This window comes from Brenneria corticis, from assembly GCF_003115855.1.
Classification (GTDB): Bacteria; Pseudomonadota; Gammaproteobacteria; order Enterobacterales; family Enterobacteriaceae; genus Brenneria; species Brenneria corticis.
Map to the genome: position 1 here is coordinate 76,604 of NZ_KZ819078.1, position 23,552 is coordinate 100,155.

Sequence of the window (23,552 nt, forward strand, 5' to 3'; positions counted from 1 at the left end):
ATAGTTAGTAAGACAATTATTTTTCATCAATAAAGGAAGCGCATCATGGCAGAAGTAAAAAAACAACCTGAAGAGATTCGTATCGACGACGATCTAAAACTCTTGACTGAAACGCTGGACGAAGTGCTACGTTACACCGGCGACCAGGCCGACAAAGCCTATCTTGATCTGAAAAAGAATGCGGAGAAAGCGCTGCTTGAGGTCAAAGCGCGCATTGGCGCAACCGATAGTTACTACGCCCGTGCCAAACAGGTGGCGGATAAAGCCGATGTCTACGTGCACGACAAACCCTGGCATGGTATCGGCATCGGCGCGACGGTCGGGCTGGTGCTCGGGTTGTTATTAGCCAAACGATAGTGGATAAGACTATTGGCTGATACGCCGGTCGGCGTATCAACCTTTGGCGATAGCCCGTCACGGTGGTCGGCCGGGATCAGAACCTGGTCTTTTAACCGGGAGGTTGCAGGCGGGTGATATCAGGGTGATAGCGGTAAATATTCTGATCGATGCGCCGATCGCCAAGCTTTTCTCCCCCTTTTTCGATGCGATAAAAAGCAAATCCCAGACGCCGCGCCAGCGCATTGCTGCGCGCGTTTTCCACCGAGGCTTTTATCACGCAGCGCTTGACGATCCCAGCGTTGATATAAGCTTTTATCATGGTGCCGACCGCCAGTGAAACCACGCCTTTGCCTTCAAATTTTTCGCCAATCCAGTAGCCAATCACCCCTTCCTGCTCCCGGATGGTGTTGAACGAGACGATGCCGGCGATAATGCCGTCCCAGCGAATGACATAGACCGCGGCGACGCCGGCGAAAAACTCATCCCGGTTGTTTTTGATGGTGTTTAGCGTGTCATTGATATTTTTAACCGAATCCGGCCAGGGCAACGTACGGCGCAGACGGGGCTTTTCCGCCTGAATCAGCGCGAAGAGCGCGGCGGCGTCGTTCTCATCCTGGATGCTTAAATTCAGGTGGGGGGGATGATGCAATTCATACAGCGTTTTCATTTGGGTTCCTCTATTTAAGGCATGTTTGCTGCAACCATCTTTATACCTGTAGCGTTCCGTCAATAATCGTTACGCTGTGCCCTCCCACCCAGGGTTCGTCATTGATGTAACTCACCGCTATCCGGCCGTCGCACTGACGTTTGACGCCCTGTCGCACCAGGTAGCCCTGCCGGGAGGCAATATTATCCGGGTAGTGCTGGTGGCGCAGGAGACAAGCCATACAGGCATTGGCGCTGCCGGTAACCGGATCTTCCTTTAAACCGCCTCGTTCAATGTAGAAGGCGCGGGCTTCATAATCCGCCGGGTCGCCATTATCGTGCGGGCCATATATCGCAATGCCGTCGACCTCGCAGGCTTGCTGCAACGCGGCCAGCGCCAGCGCATCGGGATGGATATCCAGACAGGTGGCGGCGCTGTCCATACGGATAACCAGCCAGCGAATTCCCATATCTACCGATGCGGGCGGATAGCTCCGGTTGATGTCGGCGCTGCCGAGCGTCTGCTCCAGCAAGGGGTAGCGCTCTACGGCAAAGGGGGCGATAGTCGCTGGCGGCGCATGGAAAGCCAATTGACCGTCACTGCTGATATTGATCGGCACCAGGCCGATGTCGCACTGCTGAATGAGCTGTCCTGGGGATGAGACTCGCAGGCCGGACTCCAGCAGGGCGTGCGCGCTCCCCAGCGTCGGATGGCCGGCAAAAGGCAGTTCACTCTCCGGCGTGAAAATCCGCAGGCGATAATCCGCCAGCGGATCGGTGGGTGGCAGTGCAAAGGCGGTTTCCGACAGGTTGGTCCAACGGGCGATGTCCTGCATTTGTTCAACGGTCAGTCCATCGGCATCCAGCACCACCGCCAACGGATTGCCCGTGAAAGGGATCTGGGTAAAAACATCGACCTGTTTAAAACGGCGAATGATGGGCATAAACAACGCTTTCCTATTTTCGATCGGGACTAACCGCGATTAGGCGGCTATCTTGTGGCATAATGCGTGCCATATCACATTTTGACTTGAGTAAGTGCTGTGTTAAGTACCAACAATATCACCATGCAGTTCGGCAGCAAGCCGTTGTTTGAGAACATTTCCGTTAAGTTTGGCGGCGGTAACCGTTACGGTTTGATCGGCGCGAATGGCTGCGGCAAATCCACCTTTATGAAAATCCTCGGCGGCGATTTGGCGCCGAGCGCCGGCAACGTTTTCCTCGATCCGAATGAACGCCTGGGGAAACTGCGCCAGGATCAGTTCGCGTTTGAAAAATACAGCGTGCTGGACACGGTGATCATGGGCCATGCCGAGCTGTGGGCGGTAAAAGAAGAACGCGATCGTATCTACGCGCTGGCCGAAATGAGCGAAGCGGACGGCTATAAAGTGGCCGATCTGGAAGTGCAGTACGGCGAGATGGACGGCTACAGCGCGGAAGCCCGCGCCGGCGAACTGCTGCTGGGCGTCGGCATTCCCGTGGAACAGCACTACGGCCCGATGAGCGAAGTGGCGCCGGGCTGGAAACTGCGCGTGCTGCTGGCGCAGGCGCTGTTCGCCGATCCGGATATTCTGCTGCTGGATGAACCGACCAACAACCTGGATATCGACACCATCCGCTGGCTGGAACAGGTGCTGAACGATCGCAACAGCACCATGATCATCATTTCCCATGACCGTCACTTCCTGAATATGGTGTGTACCCATATGGCGGATCTGGACTACGGCGAACTGCGTATTTATCCCGGCAACTATGACGAATACATGACAGCCGCCACTCAGTCGCGTGAACGTCTGCTGGCGGACAACGCCAAGAAAAAAGCGCAGATTTCCGAGCTGCAGTCTTTCGTCAGCCGTTTTAGCGCCAATGCCTCCAAATCCAAACAGGCGACCTCCCGCGCCCGGCAGATTGATAAAATCCAGCTGGAAGAGGTGAAGGCTTCCAGCCGCCAGAATCCGTTTATTCGCTTCGAGCAGGATAAAAAACTGTTCCGTAACGCGCTGGAAGTGGAGGCGCTGGCGAAAGGGTTTGATGGCGCTCCGCTGTTCAGCAAATTGAATCTGATGGTGGAAGTGGGTGAAAAGGTCGCGATTTTAGGCACCAACGGCATCGGTAAATCGACGCTGCTGAAAACGCTGGTCGGCGATCTCCCGCCGGATAGCGGCAGCGTGAAATGGTCGGAAAATGTCAAGATCGGCTATTACGCCCAGGATCACGAATACGAGTTTGACGACGCGCTGACGGTGTTCGACTGGATGAGCCAGTGGAAGCAGGAAAAGGATGATGAACAGGCGGTGCGCAGCGTGCTGGGCCGTTTGCTGTTCAGCCAGGATGATATCAGGAAGAAGGTCAAAGTGCTGTCGGGCGGCGAAAAGGGCCGCATGCTGTTTGGCAAACTGATGATGCAGCGTCCGAACATTCTGGTGATGGATGAACCGACCAACCACCTGGATATGGAGTCCATCGAGTCGCTGAACATGGCGCTGGAAATGTACCAGGGCACGCTGCTGTTCGTTTCTCACGATCGCGAGTTCGTCAGTTCGTTGGCGACCCGTATTCTGGAGATGACGCCGAATAGAGTCATCGACTTCACCGGCAACTACGAAGATTATCTGCGCAGTCAGGGTATTCAGTAACCCGGTCTGAAACGCGCTGTTTTTTCGCTTCAGGCAGTACGGTTGATACCGTGCTGCCTTTTTGTTTACTCTTTCAGCTATCAATGGGGGCCGGGGCGCGCCGTTTTTATTCGCCGTTCACAACCCAATATTAGCGCTATTTATTGTTCTGTGGATTATCAGGTTATAAGGAAATTTCCTGTTAGCCGGATTGAAAATCTGCTGCGTCAGGATTTATTTTTAAACTAAAAAATCTAAAGTAAGTAATATTAATTATTAATTTCGGGGTATAAAAAAAAGCGGTATACGCCGTGGAAAATAAACAAATAAAGACAATGAGGGATTGTTAAAAAATCTTTCTATATCAGCGTGTTTTAAATAATCAATTAAACGATTACGTCCGGTGATTAATCGATTTAGCCAATTAAAAATAAATATCATGATAATCCCACGCGGGTTATTGCGATTATGTCTCATTTAAACGATAGCCATGTCCCTTTAAATAGATTCTATGCGTATAAAGTCACAGTTATAACAGAAATAAGAAATCTATTGCCCCGCCGATTGATGAAGATCAAGTCTGTTAACTTAACTTACTCATTACCATAACCACACACATATTGTGTGTTCCTCCGTTCGGGTTACAGGAGAATAATAAAAAATGAGTGGGGAAAATTTCATGCTTTCCCATCACGGCGTTAATCGTCGTGATTTTATGAAGTTATGTGCGGCACTGGCGGCATCGATGGGGCTGGCGGATTCCGCCGTGGCGGAAATCGCCCGGTCAATAGGTTCCACGCAGCGACCGCCGGTTATCTGGATCGGCGCGCAGGAGTGTACCGGCTGTACCGAGTCCCTGTTGCGGGCGACGCATCCAACCATTGAGAATCTGTTGTTAAACACCATCTCGCTGGAATATCACGAAGTGCTCTCCGCCGCGTTCGGCGAACAGGCGGAGGAAAACAAGCATCGCGCCATCGAGCAATACAAAGGGAAATACGTACTGGTCGTCGACGGTTCGATCCCCATCAAAGACGGCGGCATCTACTGCATGGTGGCCGGCAAACCGATAGTGGATCATATCAGGGAGACGGCCGAACACGCCGCCGCCATTATCGCCATCGGCTCCTGTTCCGCCTGGGGCGGCGTCCCGGCGGCGGGCAGCAACCCGACCGGCGCGGTCAGCCTGCAGGAGATCCTGCCGGGGAAAACGGTGATTAATATTCCCGGCTGCCCGCCGAATCCGCACAATTTCCTGGCCACCGTGGCGCATATCATCACCTATCAACGTCCGCCGGCATTGGATGGCGAGGGCCGGCCGACATTCGCCTACGGCCGTCTGATCCACGAAAACTGCGAGCGCCGCCCGCATTTCGACGCCGGACGTTTCGCCAAGGAATTCGGCGATGAAGGGCATCGTCAGGGGTGGTGTCTCTACCATCTGGGCTGTAAAGGGCCGGAAACCTACGGCAACTGTCCGACGCTGGAGTTCTGCGACGTGGGCGGCGGCATCTGGCCGGTGGGCATCGGCCACCCTTGCTATGGCTGTAACGAGAAGGGCATCGGCTTCACCAAGGGTATTTTCCAACTGGCCAACGTGGAAAATCCCACGCCGCGCGTGGAAAAACCCGACGTCCATAGTCCTGAAGGCGGGCATATTTCAGCCACGGCGACGGGTTTGATCGGCGGCGTGCTTGGCGTGGTCGGCGGCGTCAGTCTGATGACCGTGCGCGAGTTGGGGCGTCAGCAAAAGCAGGCGGCTCACAAGCAAAGTCAGCAGGACGCTGGAAACCCACCCCGGGAGGGTTAGGCCGTGAACAGACGCAATTTTTTCAAGCTGGCCTCCGCCGGCGCGTTGCTGGCCGGTACGCCCCAGGCGGGTCAGGCCGCGGCAACCAATAAACAACCCATTCCCGGCGCCCTGGGAATGCTTTACGACTCCACGCTGTGCGTCGGCTGCCAGGCCTGCGTGACAGAATGCCAGCAGCTCAATAAGCTGACCTACAATCCGGACAGCAAAATCTACGCCGGCGGGGACGCCATCTGGTCGAACAACGATAAGCTCAGCCCTTACACCAATAACATTATTCAGGTGTGGAGCTCCGGCGACGGCAAAAACAAGGATCAGGTTGAGAACGGTTACGCCTATATCAAAAAGCAGTGCATGCACTGCGTCGATCCCAACTGCGTATCGGTTTGTCCGGTTTCCGCGCTGAAGAAAAATCCCAAAACCGGCGTGGTTCATTACGACGCCGACATTTGCACCGGCTGCCGTTACTGCATGGTGGCCTGTCCGTTCAACATCCCCAAGTACGATTACGAAAACCCGTTCGGCAAACTGCATAAATGCGAGCTGTGCAATCAGCCGGGGCTGGAACGATTGGACCAGGGCGGTCTGCCGGGCTGCGTGGACGTCTGTCCCACCGGCGCGGTCATTTTCGGCACGCGTGAAGAGCTGCTGGCCGAGGCCAAGCGTCGTTTGTCGTTGTCGGCCGGCGATGAGTATCACTATCCGCGCCAGACGCTGAGCAAAAAGGATACCTATCTCCATACCGTGCCGAAATACGACCAGCACGTCTACGGCGAAAAAGAGGCGGGCGGCACCCAGGTGCTGGTGCTGGCGGGCGTGCCTTATCAGAATCTTGATCTGCCTGAGCTGGCGGAGCTTTCCACCGGCGCGCGCTCCGAGCATATTCAGCACACCCTGTATAAAGGCATGGTGCTGCCGCTGGCGGTATTGGCGGGGCTGTCGGTGCTGGTTCATCGCAATACCCGCGCGGACCGGCAGGATCGCCACGATCCGGCGGACGACAAACCCACCGATAAGAAACAGGAGAACGATCATGACGGCGCATAAAGCGAGTCCGTTAGGCGGGCGTCTGGTCAGTTGGCCGGTGATGTTGCTGGCGCCGTTTGTCATTCTGTGCGCGCTGCTGATAGTGAAACGTCTGGTTTTCGGCATCGGCTCCGTTGCGGCGCTGAACGGCGGCTATCCCTGGGGGATCTGGATCGCCTTCGACCTGCTGGTGGGCACCGGTTTCGCCTGCGGCGGCTGGGCGCTGGCCTGGGCGGTGTATGTGTTTAACCGCGGCGAATACCACCCGCTGGTTCGTCCGGCGCTGTTGGCCAGTCTGTTCGGCTATTCGCTGGGGGGGCTGTCGATCACCATCGATGTCGGGCGTTACTGGAACATTCCGTACTTCTTTATCCCCGGCTATTTCAATACCTCATCGGTACTGTTTGAAACCGCGGTCTGTATGACGATCTATATCGGCGTCATGGCGCTGGAGTTCGCGCCGGTGATCTGCGAGCGCATGGGCTGGAAGGTATCGCTCAGGCGGTTAAATAAAGTGATGTTCCTGATTATCGCCTTCGGCGCGCTGCTGCCCACCATGCACCAGTCGTCAATGGGGTCGCTGATGATTTCCGCCGGGTTTAAGGTCCATCCGCTGTGGCAGAGCTATGAGCTATTGCCGCTGCTGTCGCTGTTGACGGCGTTCATCATGGGGTTTGCCATCGTGATGTTTGAGGGTTCGCTGGTGCAGGCCGGGCTGAAAGGCCGCGCCGCGAGTGAAAAGCATCTGTTCGCCCGGCTGACGCAAATCATTCAGGTACTGCTGCTGCTGTTTGTGGTGCTGCGTTTCGGCGAGCTTATCTGGCGCGATAAAACCGGGTATCTGTTTACCGCCGATCGTTTCGCCATCACCTTCTGGTGCGAAATCGCGTTGATGATCTTCCCGCTGATCCTGTTCCGCATCAAACGCTGCCGCAATGACTCGCGTCCGCTGTTTATCGGGGCGGTGAGCATGCTGTTCGGGGCCGCGCTGTGGCGGCTGAGCTATTCCCTGCTGGCGTTCAATCCCGGCGGCGGCTATCACTACTTCCCGGCTACGTCGGAAGTGCTGATCTCCATCGGTTTTGTGGCGATTGAAGTCTGTGCATACATCTTGTTAATCCGGCTGCTGCCGGTACTTCCCGCGCTGGAAGGCGTTCATAAGAATTATCAGGCCGAGGTAAAGCATGAGCCAACGCATCACCATTGATCCCATCACCCGTATTGAGGGACACCTGCGCATTGATTGCGAAATTGAACAGGGGAAAGTCACTAAGGCCTGGTCGTCCGGCACCATGTGGCGTGGGATGGAAGAGATTGTAAAAGGTCAGGATCCGCGCGATGCCTGGATGATAGTGCAGCGTATCTGCGGCGTTTGCACCACGGTGCACGCCATCGCGTCCGTGCGGGCGGTGGAGAATGCCTTGCAGCTCAACGTTCCGGTCAACGCCCAGTATATCCGTAACCTGATCCTGGCGGCGCACAGCATCCATGACCATATCGTGCACTTTTATCAGCTCTCCGCGCTGGACTGGGTGGACGTCACCTCCGCCCTGGAGGCGGATCCGCAAAAGGCCGAAGCCTTGCTGAAGGGGCTGTCCGACTGGCCGCTGAACAACGCGGCGGAATTCACCAAAGTGCAGCAGAAGGTGAAAGACCTGGTGGCCAGCGGCCAGTTGGGCATTTTTGCCAACGGCTATTGGGGACACCCGGCCATGAAGCTGCCGCCGGAAGTGAACCTGATCGCGGTCGCCCACTATCTCCAGGCGCTGGAGTGTCAGCGCGACGCCAACCGTATCGTGGCGATCCTCGGCGGTAAAACGCCGCATATCCAGAATCTGGCCGTGGGCGGCGTCGCCAACCCGATCAATCTGGATGCGCCCAGCGTGCTGAACCTGGAACGCCTGATGTACGTGAAGTCGTTTATCGATCGTCTGAGCGATTTTATCGAGCAGGTCTATAAGGTGGACTGCGTGGTGATTGCCGCCCACTATCCCGAATGGCTGAGTCTGGGGAAAGCCGCCGATCACTACCTCAGCGTGCCTGAACTGCCGACGGACAATAAAAGCGGCGGTTTCCTGCTGCCGGGGGGCTACCTGGAAAACGGCGATTTTGCCAAATATCGGCCGATTACCAGCCATAACGATCCCTTCCTGATTGACGGCATCAAGGAGAGCGGCAAGCACGCCTGGTATCAGGATGACGAACCGCTGGCGCCATGGGAAGGGCTGACGCGCCCGAACTATACCGGCTGGCAGGATGACGGCAAATACTCCTGGGTCAAAGCGCCGACCTTCTACGGCAAGACCGTGGAAGTGGGGCCGCTGGCCTGGCTGCTGTGCGGTCTGGCGGCCAAACATAAAGAGACCGAAGCGCATTTCGCCCAGGTCGGCGCGGCGTACCACAAATTGACCGGCCAGCAGTTGCAGACAGAACATCTGCACTCCACGCTGGGCCGGGTGATCGGCCGTACGGTGCACTGCGGCGTGCTGAAGGATACGCTGGCGCAGCAATGGCAGGCGTTGGTGACCAATATCGGCAACGGCGATCACCAGACCTTTATCAAACCCGATCTGTCGCCGGACACCGAGTTCCGCGGCGTGGGGTTCGGTGAAATGCCGCGCGGCATGCTGTCGCACTGGATCGTGTTTAAAAACGGCAAAATCACCAACTATCAGGCGGTGGTTCCCTCCACCTGGAACTCCGGGCCGCGCAACTTCGAGGGCGTCGCCGGGCCTTATGAGCAATCGCTGGTGGGAACGCCGATTGCCGATCCCCATAAGCCGCTGGAAGTGGTGCGCACCATCCACTCCTTTGACCCGTGCATGTCCTGTGCGGTGCATATTGTGGATACGGTAAACGGCAATGAAGTGACCCGGGTCAAGGTGCTGTGATGAACATACTGGTGCTGGGGATCGGCAACCTGCTGCTGAGCGATGAAGCCGTGGGCGTGCGCATTATCGAGGCGTTAGAGCGGCGCTATAGGTTTGCGCCGCAAATCGACATCCTTGACGGCGGTACGTCGGGCATGGAGCTGATGGAAGCCATGGCCGGGCGCGATCACCTGATTGTGGCGGATGCGGTGCTGACCGGACAGGCGCCGGGGGCGGTGGCGGTACTGCGCGACGACGAAGTGCCGGCGCTGTTCACCCGCAAAATCTCCCCGCACCAGTTGGGCTTATCCGATGTACTGATGGCGTTGCGGCTGACGGGCGAGTTCCCGCAAAAGCTGACGCTGGTGGGGGTGGAACCGGAGTCGCTGGAGGTGAATATCGGCCTGACGGCAACCGTTACGCGGGCGCTGGAGCCGGCCCTACAGCAGATTATCGCGGCGCTGCGGCAAAGCGGCGTCACCGTCAGCGAACGTGAGCATGACGAGGTCTGTAGTGAATAACCCAGTTGAAGCAGGCGATTTGGACCGGATGCCGGGCGAGCGCAAAGAATCCGCGCTTACTATCCGTCATGATGGTCATCCGGCGGCCTGGCTGGAACCGATGTTCGAGCAGGTCGCGCGGGAAAAGATGCGGATGCTGCCTTTTTATCGTGAAGGCATCCCGGTCAGGGCCTGCGGCTTCACCCTGTTTGAACGGCAGTGGGTCGGCTGTCTGCTGACGCCGTGGATGATAAGCCTGCTGGTGCTGCCGGGACCGGGGCAGGTCTGGCCGGTCAGAAAATTGGCCGATCGTCTGGCGCTGGCGCTGCCCTGCGGCAACGTGACGTTTATCGTCGGCGAGATGTCAGGGAAGCAGTATCTCTCCTGTTCGCTGATGTCGCCCATCGACGGCGGCATCAGCGGGGAGCGGGCGGTTCTCCTGGCGGAGCAGAGCGCGAAAATGGCGCTGTCGTTCCCCGTCGCGGACGGCGATGCGCCGCAGAATATCAGCCGCCGGGCGCTCTTCAGCCGCCACAGGAGTGAACACCATGCATGAGATTTCCATGTGCTATAGCGCACTGGAACTGATTGAACAGCAGGCCCGCCGGCATCATGCCCGGCGGGTGACCGCCGTGTGGCTGGAAATAGGCGCGCTTTCCTGTATTGAGGAGAGCGCCCTGCGTTTTTGTTTTGAGTCAGCCTGCCGGCAAACGCTGGCGGAAGGATGTGAACTGCACGTTGCGGTTCGGCCGGCCAAAGCCTGGTGCTGGGAGTGCAGCGCCGTGGCGGAAATCGTCAACCATGACGCCGGGTGTCCGCAGTGCGGCAGCCATAATCTGCGGGTTGATGACGGCGACAGTATGCAACTAAAGCAGTTAGCGGTGGAGTAACCGATAGTTAAGCCCTCTTGATGTCATTCCCGCGTAGGCGGGAATCTCAATCACCGAGTGGCTGCATAAAGCAGATCCCCGCCTGTGCGGGGATGACGACGCTAAAAGAGATAGCGGGAGGAGATCCCTATGTGTACCACATGCGGTTGCGGTGAAGGGGAAAGCAGGATCGAGGGTGAAGAACATTCTCATCAGCATGACCATCATCACGACCACGACCACGACCACGACCACGGCCACGGCCACCATCACGGCCACGAACACGGCCACCATCACGGTCATCACCACGGCCATCATCACGGCGGTAAAATAAAGAGCCGCTGCGTGATTATCCATCACCACCATTATCATGGCGATGTCCATAACCACTATTACGCGCTGCCGCCCAAGGGCGCGAAGCCGTCGGCCAAAGGCGCCGCCGACGAGGGCGAGGCCGCCTTTCAGCCCGAGGTCAGGGAGCAGGATCTGCATTACGGACAGGGCGCGGCAGGAACGCACGCGCCGGGCGTCGGGCAGCAGCGTCTGCTGCAGATTGAAATGGACGTGCTGAGCAAGAATAACCATCTGGCGCAGCATAACCGGGAGCATTTTCAGGCGCGGAACATCCTGGCGCTGAATCTGGTTTCCAGCCCCGGATCCGGTAAAACCACGCTGTTGACCTCCACGCTGAACCATATCAGCCAGCGCCTTTCCTGTGCGGTGATCGAGGGCGATCAGCAAACCACCAACGACGCCGAACGCATCCGCGCCACCGGCGTTAATGCGATTCAGGTGAACACCGGCAAAGGGTGCCATCTGGATGCGCAGATGGTGCACGACGCCGCGCACCGTCTGCAACTGGCGGACAACAGCCTGCTGTTTATCGAGAACGTCGGCAATCTGGTGTGCCCGGCGGGGTTCGACCTGGGCGAGCAAGCCAAGGTCGCGGTGCTTTCGGTGACCGAAGGCGAAGACAAACCGTTAAAATATCCCCATATGTTCGCCGCGGCCTCATTGATGATCATCAATAAAATCGATCTGTTGCCGTATGTGGATTTCAGTCTGGAAGCCTGCGTGGCCAATGCCCGCCGCGTTAACCCCGAGATTCAGGTTATCGCCCTGTCCGCCAGCAGCGGCGAAGGGATGGACGAATGGCTGGGCTGGCTGGAGGCGCAGCTATGTGCCTAGGCATTCCGGGGAAGGTGATTTCAGTGGGGGATGATATCCATCAGCCCGCTTACGTTGACGTTTGCGGCGTACAGCGTTCGGTGAATATTGCGCTGGTATGCGAAGGTTCGCCCGCCGACCTGATCGGCCAGTGGGTGTTGGTGCACGTCGGTTTCGCCATGAGCCTGCTGGACGAACAGGAGGCGCAGGATACGCTGGCGGCCTTGCAGTCGATGCGCGCCGTGGGGCTGGAACTGGATGAAATGCGTCAGAGCGGAGCCGATTATGCGGTACGTTGATGAATTCCGCGATCCCGAACTGGCGAAAGCGCTGCTGCAACGTATTCGGGCGCTGGCGGCCGATATGCCGCAGCTGCGTGAACGCCCGCTACAGCTGATGGAGGTCTGCGGCGGCCATACCCACGCCATTTTCAAATTCGGGCTGGACCGGCTGCTGCCGCCGGAAATCGAGTTCGTCCACGGTCCGGGCTGCCCGGTTTGCGTGCTGCCGATGGGGCGTATCGACGCCTGTCTGGAAATTGCGGCGCATCCCGAGGTGATTTTCTGCACCTTCGGCGACGCCATGCGCGTGCCGGGGCGCAATGGCTCTTTACAGGATGCGCGCCGCCATGGCGCCGATGTGCGCATTGTCTATTCGCCGCTGGATGCGCTGGCGCTGGCGGAGAAAAATCCGCAGCGGCAGGTGGTGTTTTTCGGGCTGGGATTTGAAACCACCATGCCGAGCACGGCGCTGACGCTGCAACAGGCCAAACGCCGCAACATCAGCAATTTCACCCTGTTTTGCCAGCACATCACCATTATTCCAACGTTGAAGAGCCTGCTGCAACAGCCCGATTTGCGCATCGACGGTTTTCTGGCGCCGGGGCACGTCAGCATGGTGATCGGCGCTTATCCCTATCAGCCGCTGTGCGATCGCTTTCATAAACCCTTTGTGGTCACCGGGTTCGAACCGCTGGATATTTTACAGGCGCTGCTGATGCTGGTAAGCCAGCTTCACGATGCGCGCTGCGAGGTGGAAAACCAGTACCGGCGCATCGTGCCGGACAGCGGCAATCCGCTGGCGCAGCAGGCGATGGAGGAGGTGTTTGAAATCAAGGCCAGCAGCGAATGGCGCGGGTTGGGCGAAATAGCCGAATCCGGTATGCAACTGCGGCCCGCCTATGCCGACTTTGACGCCGAGCGTCGTTTTCATCCGCGGCAGCAGCGCGTGGCCGACGAGCCGGGCTCGCGCTGCGGCGACGTATTGACCGGGCGCTGCAAGCCGGCGGATTGTCCGCTTTTCGCCCGCAGCTGTACCCCGCAAAATGCGATAGGGGCGCTGATGGTCTCCTCCGAGGGAGCCTGTGCGGCTTATTATCAGTATCGGCGGGAGTGCGCCTGAATGAGTAGTCCAAAAGAGATGCAGCCAAAAGAAATCACCCTGGCGCACGGCAGCGGCGGCCGGGCGATGCAGCAGTTGATTGAGCAGCTGTTTTTGCAGGCGTTCGACAATCCGCTGCTGGGGCAGCGGGAAGATCAGGCCAGACTGCCGCTGGCGCCGTTGACGCAGCAGGGCGATCGGCTGGCGTTCACCACCGACAGCTACGTTATCGATCCGATTTTTTTCCCCGGCGGGGATATTGGTAAACTGGCGGTGTGCGGCACGGCGAATGATATTGCGGTCAGCGGGGCGACGCCGCAGTATCTCTCCTGCGGTTTTATTATCGAAGAGGGATTTTCCGGCGCCGACCTGCGCAGGATCGTGGAATCCATGGCGCAAACCGCCCGCGACGCCGGGATACAGATCGTCACCGGGGACACCAAAGTGGTGCCGCGCGGCGCCGCCGACAAAATCTTTATCAATACCGCCGGGATCGGCGTGATTCCGACGGATATTCGCTGGGGCACCGGGGAGATTCGTCCGGGGGATAAAATTATCGTCAGCGGTACGCTGGGCGATCACGGCGCCGCCATTCTCAACCTGCGCGAGCAGTTGGGGCTGGAGGCGGAGCTCGCCAGCGACTGCGCGGTGCTGGCGCCGTTGATCGCTCCGCTGCGTGATATAGCCGGGGTGCGCGCCCTGCGCGACGCCACCCGCGGCGGAGTGACCGCCATCCTGCATGAGTACGCCCAGGCCAGCGGCTACGGCATGGAAGTCAACGAAAGCGCGTTGCCGCTGAAGCAGGCGGTACGCGGCATTTGTGAAATTCTGGGTCTGGAGGCGCTGAATTTCGCCAATGAGGGCAAGCTGGTGCTGGTGGTCTCCACCGAGGCGGAAAGCGCCGTATTGGCCGCGCTGCGCGCGCATCCGCTAGGACGTGACGCGGTAACCATCGGCTCGGTGACGGAAAAACCGCAGGTGCGGCTGTGCGGGGTGTTCGGCACCTCGCGGCTGTTGGATCTGCCGCACAACGAGCCGATGCCGCGGATTTGCTGACGACATTTCCCAACCCCGTCATTCTGCGCACTGCCACCGGTCATCCCCTGCGCAGTCACCTCCGTCATCCCTGCGGTAGTAGGCAGGGATCTGCTTCCGCTGGCGGCTCGGTGTTGCTGAGATGCTTCCTCGCGAAAGCGGGGATCTGCGGGCATGACGGAGGGGTAAGGCATGGTGAATAAAGTGTCTTGACCGCTGACGTTCTAGAGACAGATCCCCGCCTGCGCGGGGATGACGTGAGTGGGGCACGGGATGACGTGAGTGGGCGACGGGGATGATGTGAGTGGCCGTGAAGAACCCCGGCGTGTGCTGGGTACGGCATAAAAATACCTTTCTTTTCGCGCACGAAATAGCACTGAACTTACATAGAAACCTGTATACACAGAAGCCTGTATAAACAGAAAAGGAATATACCCCACGTAAGCATGAACAATAACGGCATTCAGATCCGCGTAAAAGGCAAAGTGCAAGGGGTGGGGTTTCGCCCTTATGTCTGGCAGTTGGCGCAGCAACTGAAGCTGTGCGGCAGCGTCAGCAACGACGGCGCCGGGGTGCTGATTCATCTTTATCAGTCGGAAAATATCGAACGCTTTATCAACGCGCTGCCGGCCGGATGCCCGCCGCTGGCGCATATCGACAGCATTACCCGCCGGCCGTGGCAGTGGACGGCCGTACCTACGGCGTTTGTCATTGAACACAGCGGCGCCGGGCGGATGGATACCCAGGTGGTGCCGGACGCCGCCACCTGCGAGGCGTGCCGGCGCGAACTCAACGACCCGGACAATCGCCGCTATCGTTATCCGTTTATCAACTGCACCCACTGCGGTCCCCGCTTTACCATAATCCGCCGTATGCCCTACGACCGCCCGTTTACCTCGATGGCGGATTTCCCGCTGTGTCCGCAATGCCTGGCCGAGTACCGGCAGCCCGCGGATCGGCGTTTTCACGCCCAGCCCAACGCCTGCCCGCAGTGCGGTCCGCAGGTCTGGCTGGAGAATGCCGCATCGCAGCGACTGGCCGAGGGGGAAGACGCCATTCGCCAGGCCGCCGACGCCCTGCGGGCGGGGAAAATCGTGGCGATTAAAGGGATTGGCGGCTTTCACCTGGCCTGTGACGCCACCAATACCCAGGCGGTGCAGCGCCTGCGCCAACGCAAGCATCGTCCCGGCAAGCCGTTGGCCGTCATGGCGCCGGATGCCGCATGGCTTGAGAGATGCGCCGCCGTCGACGATATGCCCGCGGCGCTGCGGTTGCTGCAAAGCGGCGCCGCGCCGATTGTGCTGCTGCCCTGGCGTCAGGACGGCCCGCTGTCGGCGTCGATCGCCCCCGGCCTGTCCGAGGTCGGGATGATGCTACCCGCCAACCCGTTGCAGCATCTGCTGCTGGCGCAGGTAAATCTACCGCTGGTGATGACCTCCGGCAACGCCAGCGGCAAGCCGCCCGCCTTGAGCAATGCGCAGGCGACGGAGCAGCTTGGCGCCATTGCCGATCGCTGGTTAATGCATAACCGGGATATTGTGCAGCGGGCCGATGACTCGCTGGTCAGGCTGCACCACCAGGGGTTATTCAAGAACAGGGCGGAAATGCTGCGCCGGGCGCGCGGCTACGTACCGGACGCCCTGCCGTTGCCGCCGGGGTTTGCCGGCCAGCCCGCGCTGCTGGCGCTGGGGGCGGATTTAAAAAACACCTTTTGCCTGCTGCGTGATGAAAACGCGGTGGTCAGCCAGCATCTTGGCGATCTGGAGGACAGCGATGTCGAACGGCAGTACCGCCAGTCAATCGCCCTTTTTGAGGATATTTACCGTTTCGCCCCCGGCGCGCTGGCGGTTGATGCGCATCCCGGCTATATCAGCCATCGCCTGGGCAAACAGCTGGCCGAACGGCGGCATATTCCCTGTATCGAGGTGCTGCATCATCACGCCCATATCGTCTCCTGCCTGGCGGAGCATCAATGGCCGCGCGACGCCGGACCGGTTATCGGACTGGCGCTGGACGGCATCGGCTATGGCGCCGACGGCCGGTGGTGGGGCGGGGAGTGTTTGCTGGCGGACTATGCCCAGTGCCGTCATCTCGGCGGCTTGCCCGCCGTGGCGCTGCCCGGCGGCGATCTGGCCGCCCGCCAGCCGTGGCGCAACCTGCTGGCGCAGTGGCTGCGTTTTGTTCCCGACTGGCAGTCGTTACCGCACGCCTCGGCGATCCCGGCGTCCTCTTCCGCCTTGCTGAGCAGGGCGATTGCGCGCGGCATCAATGCGCCGCCGGCCTCATCCGCCGGCCGGTTATTTGACGCCGTCGCGGCGGCAACGGGATTTCCGCACGAGGCGCAAAGCTGGGAAGGGGAGGCGGCCTGCTGGCTGGAGTCGCTGGCGTGGCGCAGCGAACGGTTTCAGCGCCAGCGGGCGCGGTGGCGGCCGCCGGTCGCGCTGCCGGTGCTGGCGGACGGCAGGCTGGATCTGGCGACCTTCTGGCGGCAGTGGCTGGATTACCGCGCCGCGCCCGCCGACAAAGCCTATGCGTTCCATTACGCGCTGGCGCAGGGATTTGCCGCCCTGGCCCGGCGCGCCGCCCGGCGGCACGGCATCCATACGGTGGCGCTGTCCGGCGGGGTGATGCATAACCGCCTGCTCTCCGTGCTGCTGCATCAGCAGCTGTCAGGGCTGACGGTGCTGCAACCGCAACGGCTGCCCGCCGGCGACGGCGGGCTGTCGCTGGGGCAGGCGCTGATCGCGGCGGCGCAATTATCGCCTGCGGGCGCTCAGGGGTAAAATCCCCGATTAAGCGCCTGCACCGCTTCGGCGACGCGCGGCCCCATTCCCAGTAAAATGGCCTGATCGAGCGCGATAATGCGCTGATTCTTCCAGGCCAGGGTTTGCACGATCCCCGGCACCGCCGCTAAAGACGCGATGCCCCCCTGTTGCACGCTTTGCGCGGTGACCACAATCACCTCGGGGTTGGCGGTAATCATCGATTCCGCGCCATAGGTGCGATACTGCGTATGGGGGGCGATATTGTCGCCGCCGGCCAGGGTGATAAGGCCGTCAACCACGGTGTTTTTCCCCGCCACCTGCGCGGCGCTGCTGCCGACGCTCAGCAGGAACGCCACGCGGACCCGCTGTTTCTGCGCAGTCAGACGACGGGCCACCGCGCTCAGTTGTTGCTCGATCCCGCTAGCCAGCCGCTCCCCGGCCGGTCGGCGCTTCAATAACTCCGCCGCCTGACGGATATTGTCGAACAGCTGGGCCGGCGTGCTCGGCGTTCTTTTGAACAGCGCCACCTTGACGCCGGCCTGGGTGAGCTGGTCGAATACCTGCCGGGGATTGGCGTCCTGCCAGGTCATCAGCAGCGAAGGGCGCAACGACAGGATGCCCTCGGCGTTCAACTGCTGCCAGTTGCTGACTTTAGGCAAGACCTGCGTCTGCGGCGGATAGCTGGTGGTTTGATCCACCCCGACCACCGCATCGCCGCCCTCCAGGGCATAGACGATTTCCGCCAGCGAACCGCCGGCAATCACAATACGCGGCTGAGCCGCGCAGGCGAATGAGCATAGCCCGAGAATCAACGCCGCTAGCGTCCTTTTCATACTCTGCTCCGTCAGAAAGAGAAAGAGGCGCCGATGGCGGTGCTGAAACCGGATGCCGGAATGCTTTCATGCGCCGTGGCGTAGCGTTTATCCAGCAGATTATTCAGTGCCAGCGTGACCTGATACTGGCTTTCGTCACCGAAGGTGCCGGTCAATTCCAGATTGGCGGTGGCCCAGCCGCTGTGGCGGGTTTCGCTATCCGCGGTGTGATCCTTGGCGCGGGAGGCGGCGCGCAGATAGAAGTCGGACTCCAGCTCCAGCCGTTCGAACAGAGTGGTGTTCTTTATCCCGAAGCGGCCGGTAACGGCGGGTTCGCCGGTGCGATAGGTGCTGCGGTCCGGCAACTCCAACTCGCGGCGGATCACATTGCCGTTGACGTAGGGCGATAGCGCCCAGCCGAGGTATTCCGCATACAGTTCCATGCCGTAGGTATTGGCGCGGTTGGCGTTGGCGTAATAGCGGCTGTTGCCGTCGGTGCTGCCGGAGCAGGCCGCGTTGCCGGCGCAGCGCAGCGTGGTGATGTAGTCTTTGGCGCGGGAATGGTAGAGCGCGCCGTCGAGCAGCCAACTGCTATCCTTGTAGCGCGCGCCGATCTCGTAGTTATCCGAACGCTCTGCTTCCAGATCCGGATTGCCGTAGGTGGTGCCCTGGCCGCCGGCGGTGGTATCGTAGAATTTATGCGTCAATGTCGGATACACGTAACCCTGCGCGTAGGAGGCGCGCAGCTGAACGTTATCGAAACCGGAATAGCGCAGGCTGCTGGCGGCAACCAGCGTATTGTCGTGTTTCTTTATCGGGCTGAAGGTACTGTTGTTGGGGATGACGATGTTGTTCATTTTCACCGAACCGGTTTTCTGACCGCCATAGGAGATCGATTCCACCCAGTATTGGCGCGCGCCCAGCGTCCAGGCCCAGTCAGGGGTGATTTTCCATTCATTCTGGGCGAACAGCGCCCAGCTGTGTTGGCGCCAGTGGTTATGCGATACGGAAGTGGGATTGACCGATATTGACGGAATACCGGCCGGGGAAAGAGAACCGCTTACCTGGACATTGGAAAAGGCCTTTTGTCTGACCACGTCGGACAGCCATTGGCCGCCGACGATCAGGGTATGATCGGACATTGGCGTAAGATCCGCCTGTAGCGTCAGACCCTGGCTGGTTTGCTTATCGTCAGTGCCGGTGCTCATCGCCATTCCGCCCTGGTAAAGCGTCATACCGTTATAGCTTAGCGTGTCGCCGCTTTGCGCCAGATCGTTGCGAAACTCGCGCTCGATGTTTTGCCGATAGGCATCCAGATGCAGATTTTTCACCACCTCGCCGTCAATTTTCCAGTCGTAAAACAGGCCGATCTTGCGCCTTTCCAATTCGGGAATGCGCACGCTGAAGCGATCGTACTCGTCGGTGTCCGTGTAGGTCTGGGTGCTGAGTTTAAAACTGTCCAGCGACAGGCCGAATTTATGCTCGCCCAGGCGATAGCCCAGCCAGGCGGATTGACCGCTGTTGCGGAAATGGGTGTCCGGCAAGCGGCCGTCCGGCGTACTGCGGTTGCCCTGATCGCTGTAGCTGCCGCTTAAGCGGTAATCAAAATCGCCGATCGAGCCATAGGCCAGCGCCGACTCCAGCCAGCCCGCCGTGGCGCTGTCGTAGACGGCTTTGATTTTTCCGCTCAGCGGCCGGTCGCCGCCCTTGCGGGTAATAAAATTGATCACCCCGCCGATCGCCTGCGAACCATATAATACCGAGTGCGGTCCTTTCACCACCTCTATTCGTTCCAGATAAGAGGGATCAATTAATAATCCTAAACTGTAATTGGGCCCCGCGCGCTGATAGGTTACTTCCTGGCCGTCAATTAATACCAGCACGCGCGAGGCCTCTTCGCCGCGAATTCTTATTTGCTTGCGCCCGGCGAGCGCGGTATCGGTAATATCGACGCCGGGAATATCGCGTAATGCTTCGGCAATGGAATCGCCGGTATATTTATTCAGCTTTTCATTATCAATCACCTGCATACTGACGGGACTTTCCCATAAATTTTGTTCCGTTCTCCCTGCGCTAATAACGGTTATTTCATCATCGTTAACGGCCGCGTTAATTGCGCCGCTATAAATAAACGGCAGCGCAAAGACGACCAGGGGGACGCTCTGGTTATTCATGACATCTCTCTCTGGAAAGTTAATGATTCTCATTAACGTTATCATTTGCCTGATTTGGCCGGAAATTAAACTTCAGAGAGTTTTCAATTATGCGAGTCGTATCGCATTTTTATCTGATAAAGCACTTGCAATATTTTTGGGCTTGTCAGGTTAATTAATTTTAATACGGGGTTTTTTATTTTCATTTTTATAACATTATTAAACGTTAATTCGGATAACATGATGAAAAAGATAAATAATAAAAAAGTAATTTGTAGGTTTTATTTTAAATAAAATATGCAAATAGGTTAATGGAAAGCAAATCCGCCGCTAAAATAAACTATCGCCCGCCAGGAGGAGATCGGGTGCGTTGATAAATAAAAATAATTATCATTTAATTATCCTATTGCCTTTGAGGGGATGGATATAAATGAACATCGATTTGACGCCCTATTATGCCCAGCCCGGCGCACAACCGTTTGGCGCGCGGCGCATGGCCATGCCCTGGCGCAACCATGCGCCGCTGTCGGCCGAACAGATCCCCGCCAGCTGGCACGCCTTGAAACAGCGGGTTTTACCCGCCCGCAAGCGCCTGCTGTATTTGCATATTCCTTTCTGCGCCACCCACTGCACCTTCTGCGGTTTCTATCAGAATAAACTGCGTGACGACAGTACCGAAACCTATACCCGCTATCTGTTGCAGGAGCTGGCGCTGGAGGCGGACAGCCCGCTGCATCAGGCGGCGCCGATTCATGCGGTCTATTTCGGCGGCGGTACGCCGACGGCGCTGGCGGCCACCGAACTGGCGCGGATAATCACCGCCATTCGCACCTCACTGCCTCTCGCCCCCGACTGCGAGATTACGGTTGAAGGCCGGGCGATGGATTTTGACGATGCGCGCATCGATGCCTGTCTGGACGCGGGAGCCAACCGTTTTTCCATCGGCATTCAGACGTTTGACAGCCGTATTCGCCGGCGCATGGCGCGCACCTCGGATAAACGGCAGTCCATCCGCTTTATGGAACAGTTGTGCCGGCGCGATCGCGCCGCGGTGGTGTGCGACCTGATGTTCGGTCTGCCGGGACAAACGCCGGCGATCTGGCGGGAAGATCTGGCGATTGTCAGCGATCTTCCGCTGGACGGCGTCGATCTCTACGCCCTGAATCTGTTGCCCACCACGCCGTTGGCGAAGGCGGCGGAAAATCAGCGGATGGAACTGCCGGATGTCGCCGCCCGGCGCGATTTTTACCGTACCGGCGCCTCCTTTCTGGCGGACGCCGGCTGGCATCAGTTAAGCAACAGCCATTGGGCCAGAACCACCCGCGAGCGCAATCTGTATAACCTGCTGATAAAGCAGGGCGCGGATTGTCTGGCGCTGGGCAGCGGCGCCGGCGGCAACCTGAACGGCCAGTCGTATATGATGGAGCGCAGTCTGGAACGCTATTATCAGACGCTGGATCGCGGGCGCAAGCCGATCATGATGATGACGCCCGCCAGCCCGGCCGGTCCCTGGCAGCATCAGCTTCAGGCCGGCATCGAGGTCGGCCGGGTGAGCTTGCCGCAGCTGACCCGGAACGCCGGCGAGCTGCAACCGTTACTGACCCAGTGGCACCAGGCGGGGCTAACCCGCGATGACTCCACCTGTCTGCGTTTGACCGACGACGGCCGTTTCTGGGCGAACAACCTGATGCAGGCGCTACAACAGATTATTCCGCAGCTTAATGCCGAAGAACACGCCCACTAACTGGAGACGAACCATGACATTGCATGAATTATTGGCGACCGAGCCGGATGGCGCGCTGGAAGATATCGCCAGTCAGTATGACACCTCGCTGTTCAACGTGGTTGAGGCGTTGCCCGCGGCGCAGCGCACCCTGGTCGCCGGCGAGCGGTTCGACCAGGTTTGGGAGGCGATTGCCGGCTGGGGGGAAGTGACGTTAATCAGCCATACGGCGGACGCCATTCTGGAATTTAAAAGCGAGCTGCCGAGCGGCACGCACCGCCACGGTTACTTTAACCTGCGCGGCAGGAATGGGCTGGGCGGGCATATTCGGGCGGTAAACTGCCGGCATATCGCCTTTATCGAGCGCAAGTTTATGGCAATGGACACAGCGTCTGTGGTGTTTTTTAATGCCGCCGGAGCTGCTATGTTTAAAATCTTTCTCGGACGGGATAGCCATCGCCAGCTGTTAGCCACGCAGGTTGAGGCGTTCCGGACCTTGGCGCTTGAGCTACAGCCGGAGCCGGTATGACGTGGTTACTCTTTGGAGCGGGTCAGGGAGTGGGGCGCTGTTTGTTGCAGCGCGCCATTGAATGCGAGCAGCCGGCGGTGGCGGTTCTGCGTAATGCCGAACAGGCCGCGTACTGGCGCGGGCAGGGCGTCACCGTGGTGCAGGGCGATGCCCTCGACGCCGACACCGTGGCGCGGGCCTGCCGCCTGGCGGGACGAACGGCTATCGTCGTCTCGACCATGGGCGGCGGCGAGGTTAACTATCAGGGCCACCGGGTGGTGATTGACGGCGTCGAGCAGGCCGGGATAAAACGTATGCTGCTGGTGACCTCCATGGGCTGCGGCGAGCAATGGCCCCTGTTGTCGCCGCGCGCCAAAGCCGCCTTCGGCCTGGCGGTGCGGGAGAAGTCGCTGGCGGAAAGCTGGCTGCAGACCAGCTCGCTGGATTATTGCATTGTCCGCCCGGGGGGACTGCTGGATGTGGTCGCCACGCACAACGCGCAGCTTACGCAGGGCAATGCGGCGCTGGGCCTGGTCTCCCGTCAGGATGTGGCGCTGAGCGTCGATCGGCTCTTACAACAGCCGGTATTCGGTAATCAGATTTACAGCCTTATCGATCCGGAGCTTGAACTGCCTTTGATGCCATAACCCCTTGCGCCGCCGCCGGGTAAATTGCCCCTGTTATCTTTTTCGGTCTATGCTTTAGTCAGGACGTAAATGTTGTATTTTTGTTAATTGCGCGTCGGCGCAATTTGTTGCCCTGAAATCAATATTGGTAAGCGTAACGGTGGTGGCGATGGATGAAGTGAAACGCATTCTGACCGAGGAAATTGATAAAATTAACCGGGAAGAAAAACGCAATGATAATAAGATCAGATTCAGCCGGAAATTTATGCAGTCTCATCCGTATCTTTTTGCCACGATGTTGATTAGCTACATTCCGGTGGCGGCTATCCTGCTTTATGCCCCTTACTTCGGTTGGCACTACGCCGTCGGCTTTACCGTCTTTGTGCTGGTGATGGTGCTGGCGTTGTCGCTGGACATTCGCCCCAAATATCGCTTCGAAGATATCGACGTGCGCGATCTGCGCATTTGCTATAACGGCGGCTGGTTCACCACCCGGCGCTTGTCGTCGGCGGCGGTGGATAAGCTGCTGAACAATGAGCTCGTCCCGCCCGACGTGAAAACGGGGATAGACAAAATCCTGCACCACAAAGGCAGGGTGGTTTTTAACGACGTCTTCTCGCTGGCCTATCGCCAGCCGCCGGCGTGAGTTCTGTACTGCTGTAACGGCCCAATGCTACGATGATATCGCCGCGCGTTAGCGCTGCGTGCG

22 protein-coding genes are annotated in these 23,552 nt (G+C 58.8%); 18 read left to right on the forward strand and 4 right to left on the reverse strand.

Going from position 1 to position 23,552, the window contains the following annotated elements; translation table 11 throughout:
- The first annotated feature begins 45 nt into the window (after window positions 1-45).
- Entirely contained in the window at window positions 46-357 is a 312-nt protein-coding gene (elaB, locus tag DDT56_RS10755; protein ID WP_136166449.1) for a stress response protein ElaB, read from the forward strand.
- A 91-nt stretch (window positions 358-448) separates the two neighbouring features.
- On the opposite strand, the gene DDT56_RS10760 is transcribed toward elaB, so the two are convergent.
- Window positions 449-1,006 (reverse strand): GNAT family N-acetyltransferase, encoded by a 558-nt coding sequence (locus DDT56_RS10760; protein WP_136166450.1) that lies wholly within the window; start codon window positions 1,004-1,006, stop codon window positions 449-451.
- 40 nt (window positions 1,007-1,046) lie between these two features.
- Entirely contained in the window at window positions 1,047-1,928 is an 882-nt protein-coding gene (locus DDT56_RS10765; RefSeq protein WP_136166451.1) for a PhzF family phenazine biosynthesis protein, read from the reverse strand.
- A gap of 99 nt (window positions 1,929-2,027) precedes the next feature.
- Between DDT56_RS10765 and DDT56_RS10770 the strand changes: the two genes are divergently transcribed.
- From DDT56_RS10770 to hypF, 13 genes are all read left to right on the forward strand, one after another.
- Complete coding sequence (locus tag DDT56_RS10770) at window positions 2,028-3,620, forward strand: ABC-F family ATPase (protein ID WP_136166452.1); 1,593 nt, start codon at window positions 2,028-2,030, stop codon at window positions 3,618-3,620.
- A 640-nt stretch (window positions 3,621-4,260) separates the two neighbouring features.
- On the forward strand, window positions 4,261-5,409 hold the full coding sequence (hybO, locus tag DDT56_RS10775; protein ID WP_136166453.1) for a hydrogenase 2 small subunit: 1,149 nt from the start codon (window positions 4,261-4,263) through the stop codon (window positions 5,407-5,409).
- 3 nt (window positions 5,410-5,412) lie between these two features.
- Window positions 5,413-6,456, forward strand: coding sequence for a hydrogenase 2 operon protein HybA (gene hybA / locus DDT56_RS10780; RefSeq protein ID WP_136166454.1), 1,044 nt, complete (start codon window positions 5,413-5,415; stop codon window positions 6,454-6,456).
- The gene (gene hybB, locus DDT56_RS10785; protein WP_136166455.1) at window positions 6,443-7,642 is read left to right on the forward strand and encodes a Ni/Fe-hydrogenase cytochrome b subunit; all 1,200 of its coding nucleotides are present in this window, start codon (window positions 6,443-6,445) and stop codon (window positions 7,640-7,642) included. The genes hybA and hybB overlap by 14 nt, the downstream gene beginning before the upstream one ends.
- The gene (hybC, locus tag DDT56_RS10790) at window positions 7,620-9,326 is read left to right on the forward strand and encodes a hydrogenase 2 large subunit (protein WP_136166456.1); all 1,707 of its coding nucleotides are present in this window, start codon (window positions 7,620-7,622) and stop codon (window positions 9,324-9,326) included. The genes hybB and hybC overlap by 23 nt, the downstream gene beginning before the upstream one ends.
- Window positions 9,326-9,826 carry a HyaD/HybD family hydrogenase maturation endopeptidase gene (locus tag DDT56_RS10795; RefSeq protein WP_136166457.1) on the forward strand — a complete coding sequence of 167 codons (501 nt, stop codon included), beginning with the start codon at window positions 9,326-9,328 and terminating at the stop codon, window positions 9,824-9,826. Before hybC ends, DDT56_RS10795 begins: the two co-directional genes overlap by 1 nt.
- A gap of 28 nt (window positions 9,827-9,854) precedes the next feature.
- Window positions 9,855-10,361 (forward strand): hydrogenase-2 assembly chaperone, encoded by a 507-nt coding sequence (hybE, locus tag DDT56_RS10800; RefSeq protein ID WP_136166563.1) that lies wholly within the window; start codon window positions 9,855-9,857, stop codon window positions 10,359-10,361.
- Window positions 10,354-10,695: a hydrogenase maturation nickel metallochaperone HypA gene (gene hypA / locus DDT56_RS10805; RefSeq protein WP_136166458.1), complete on the forward strand. Its 342-nt coding sequence runs from the start codon at window positions 10,354-10,356 to the stop codon at window positions 10,693-10,695. Before hybE ends, hypA begins: the two co-directional genes overlap by 8 nt.
- 129 nt (window positions 10,696-10,824) lie before the next feature.
- A complete protein-coding gene (gene hypB / locus DDT56_RS10810; RefSeq protein WP_136166459.1) occupies window positions 10,825-11,862 on the forward strand; it encodes a hydrogenase nickel incorporation protein HypB in 1,038 nt (345 codons plus the stop codon).
- Window positions 11,853-12,140: a hydrogenase maturation factor HybG gene (hybG, locus tag DDT56_RS10815; protein ID WP_136166460.1), complete on the forward strand. Its 288-nt coding sequence runs from the start codon at window positions 11,853-11,855 to the stop codon at window positions 12,138-12,140. Before hypB ends, hybG begins: the two co-directional genes overlap by 10 nt.
- Entirely contained in the window at window positions 12,127-13,242 is a 1,116-nt protein-coding gene (gene hypD, locus DDT56_RS10820; protein WP_136166461.1) for a hydrogenase formation protein HypD, read from the forward strand. Before hybG ends, hypD begins: the two co-directional genes overlap by 14 nt.
- 18 nt (window positions 13,243-13,260) lie before the next feature.
- Complete coding sequence (gene hypE / locus DDT56_RS10825) at window positions 13,261-14,277, forward strand: hydrogenase expression/formation protein HypE (protein WP_136166564.1); 1,017 nt, start codon at window positions 13,261-13,263, stop codon at window positions 14,275-14,277.
- Window positions 14,278-14,702: 425 nt separating this feature from the next.
- Window positions 14,703-17,039, forward strand: a complete 2,337-nt coding sequence (gene hypF, locus DDT56_RS10830; protein WP_136166462.1) for a carbamoyltransferase HypF — start codon at window positions 14,703-14,705, stop codon at window positions 17,037-17,039.
- Here the strand turns inward: hypF and DDT56_RS10835 are convergent.
- Both DDT56_RS10835 and DDT56_RS10840 read right to left on the reverse strand, forming a co-directional pair.
- Complete coding sequence (locus tag DDT56_RS10835) at window positions 17,030-17,854, reverse strand: heme/hemin ABC transporter substrate-binding protein (protein ID WP_136166463.1); 825 nt, start codon at window positions 17,852-17,854, stop codon at window positions 17,030-17,032. The two genes, hypF and DDT56_RS10835, sit on opposite strands and share 10 nt — an antisense overlap.
- Before the next feature lie 11 nt (window positions 17,855-17,865).
- Entirely contained in the window at window positions 17,866-20,007 is a 2,142-nt protein-coding gene (locus DDT56_RS10840; protein WP_136166464.1) for a TonB-dependent receptor plug domain-containing protein, read from the reverse strand.
- Window positions 20,008-20,416: 409 nt separating this feature from the next.
- Here DDT56_RS10840 and hutW point away from each other — a divergent pair, with 409 nt between their 5' ends.
- The 4 genes from hutW (at window position 20,417) to DDT56_RS10860 (ending at window position 23,489) form a co-directional block, all read left to right on the forward strand.
- A complete protein-coding gene (gene hutW / locus DDT56_RS10845; RefSeq protein WP_136166465.1) occupies window positions 20,417-21,730 on the forward strand; it encodes a heme anaerobic degradation radical SAM methyltransferase ChuW/HutW in 1,314 nt (437 codons plus the stop codon).
- Window positions 21,731-21,743: 13 nt separating this feature from the next.
- Window positions 21,744-22,238, forward strand: a complete 495-nt coding sequence (gene hutX / locus DDT56_RS10850) for a heme utilization cystosolic carrier protein HutX (protein ID WP_210417008.1) — start codon at window positions 21,744-21,746, stop codon at window positions 22,236-22,238.
- Window positions 22,235-22,864 (forward strand): NAD(P)H-binding protein, encoded by a 630-nt coding sequence (locus tag DDT56_RS10855; protein ID WP_136166467.1) that lies wholly within the window; start codon window positions 22,235-22,237, stop codon window positions 22,862-22,864. Before hutX ends, DDT56_RS10855 begins: the two co-directional genes overlap by 4 nt.
- A gap of 124 nt (window positions 22,865-22,988) precedes the next feature.
- On the forward strand, window positions 22,989-23,489 hold the full coding sequence (locus DDT56_RS10860) for a YlaC family protein (protein ID WP_305764584.1): 501 nt from the start codon (window positions 22,989-22,991) through the stop codon (window positions 23,487-23,489).
- Window positions 23,490-23,552 lie beyond the last annotated feature (63 nt).

Bases quoted from the DNA above. Each gene is read 5' to 3' on its own strand.
- elaB (WP_136166449.1), top strand. From the start codon at position 46: ATGGCAGAAGTAAAAAAACAACCTGAAGAGATTCGTATCGACGACGAT.
- DDT56_RS10760 (WP_136166450.1), bottom strand. From the start codon at position 1,006: ATGAAAACGCTGTATGAATTGCATCATCCCCCCCACCTGAATTTAAGC.
- DDT56_RS10765 (WP_136166451.1), bottom strand. From the start codon at position 1,928: ATGCCCATCATTCGCCGTTTTAAACAGGTCGATGTTTTTACCCAGATC.
- hybO (WP_136166453.1), top strand. From the start codon at position 4,261: ATGAGTGGGGAAAATTTCATGCTTTCCCATCACGGCGTTAATCGTCGT.
- hybB (WP_136166455.1), top strand. From the start codon at position 6,443: ATGACGGCGCATAAAGCGAGTCCGTTAGGCGGGCGTCTGGTCAGTTGG.
- hybC (WP_136166456.1), top strand. From the start codon at position 7,620: ATGAGCCAACGCATCACCATTGATCCCATCACCCGTATTGAGGGACAC.
- DDT56_RS10795 (WP_136166457.1), top strand. From the start codon at position 9,326: ATGAACATACTGGTGCTGGGGATCGGCAACCTGCTGCTGAGCGATGAA.
- hybE (WP_136166563.1), top strand. From the start codon at position 9,855: ATGCCGGGCGAGCGCAAAGAATCCGCGCTTACTATCCGTCATGATGGT.
- hypA (WP_136166458.1), top strand. From the start codon at position 10,354: ATGCATGAGATTTCCATGTGCTATAGCGCACTGGAACTGATTGAACAG.
- hypB (WP_136166459.1), top strand. From the start codon at position 10,825: ATGTGTACCACATGCGGTTGCGGTGAAGGGGAAAGCAGGATCGAGGGT.
- hybG (WP_136166460.1), top strand. From the start codon at position 11,853: ATGTGCCTAGGCATTCCGGGGAAGGTGATTTCAGTGGGGGATGATATC.
- hypD (WP_136166461.1), top strand. From the start codon at position 12,127: ATGCGGTACGTTGATGAATTCCGCGATCCCGAACTGGCGAAAGCGCTG.
- hypE (WP_136166564.1), top strand. From the start codon at position 13,261: ATGCAGCCAAAAGAAATCACCCTGGCGCACGGCAGCGGCGGCCGGGCG.
- hypF (WP_136166462.1), top strand. From the start codon at position 14,703: ATGAACAATAACGGCATTCAGATCCGCGTAAAAGGCAAAGTGCAAGGG.
- DDT56_RS10835 (WP_136166463.1), bottom strand. From the start codon at position 17,854: ATGAAAAGGACGCTAGCGGCGTTGATTCTCGGGCTATGCTCATTCGCC.
- DDT56_RS10840 (WP_136166464.1), bottom strand. From the start codon at position 20,007: ATGAATAACCAGAGCGTCCCCCTGGTCGTCTTTGCGCTGCCGTTTATT.
- hutW (WP_136166465.1), top strand. From the start codon at position 20,417: ATGAACATCGATTTGACGCCCTATTATGCCCAGCCCGGCGCACAACCG.
- hutX (WP_210417008.1), top strand. From the start codon at position 21,744: ATGACATTGCATGAATTATTGGCGACCGAGCCGGATGGCGCGCTGGAA.
- DDT56_RS10855 (WP_136166467.1), top strand. From the start codon at position 22,235: ATGACGTGGTTACTCTTTGGAGCGGGTCAGGGAGTGGGGCGCTGTTTG.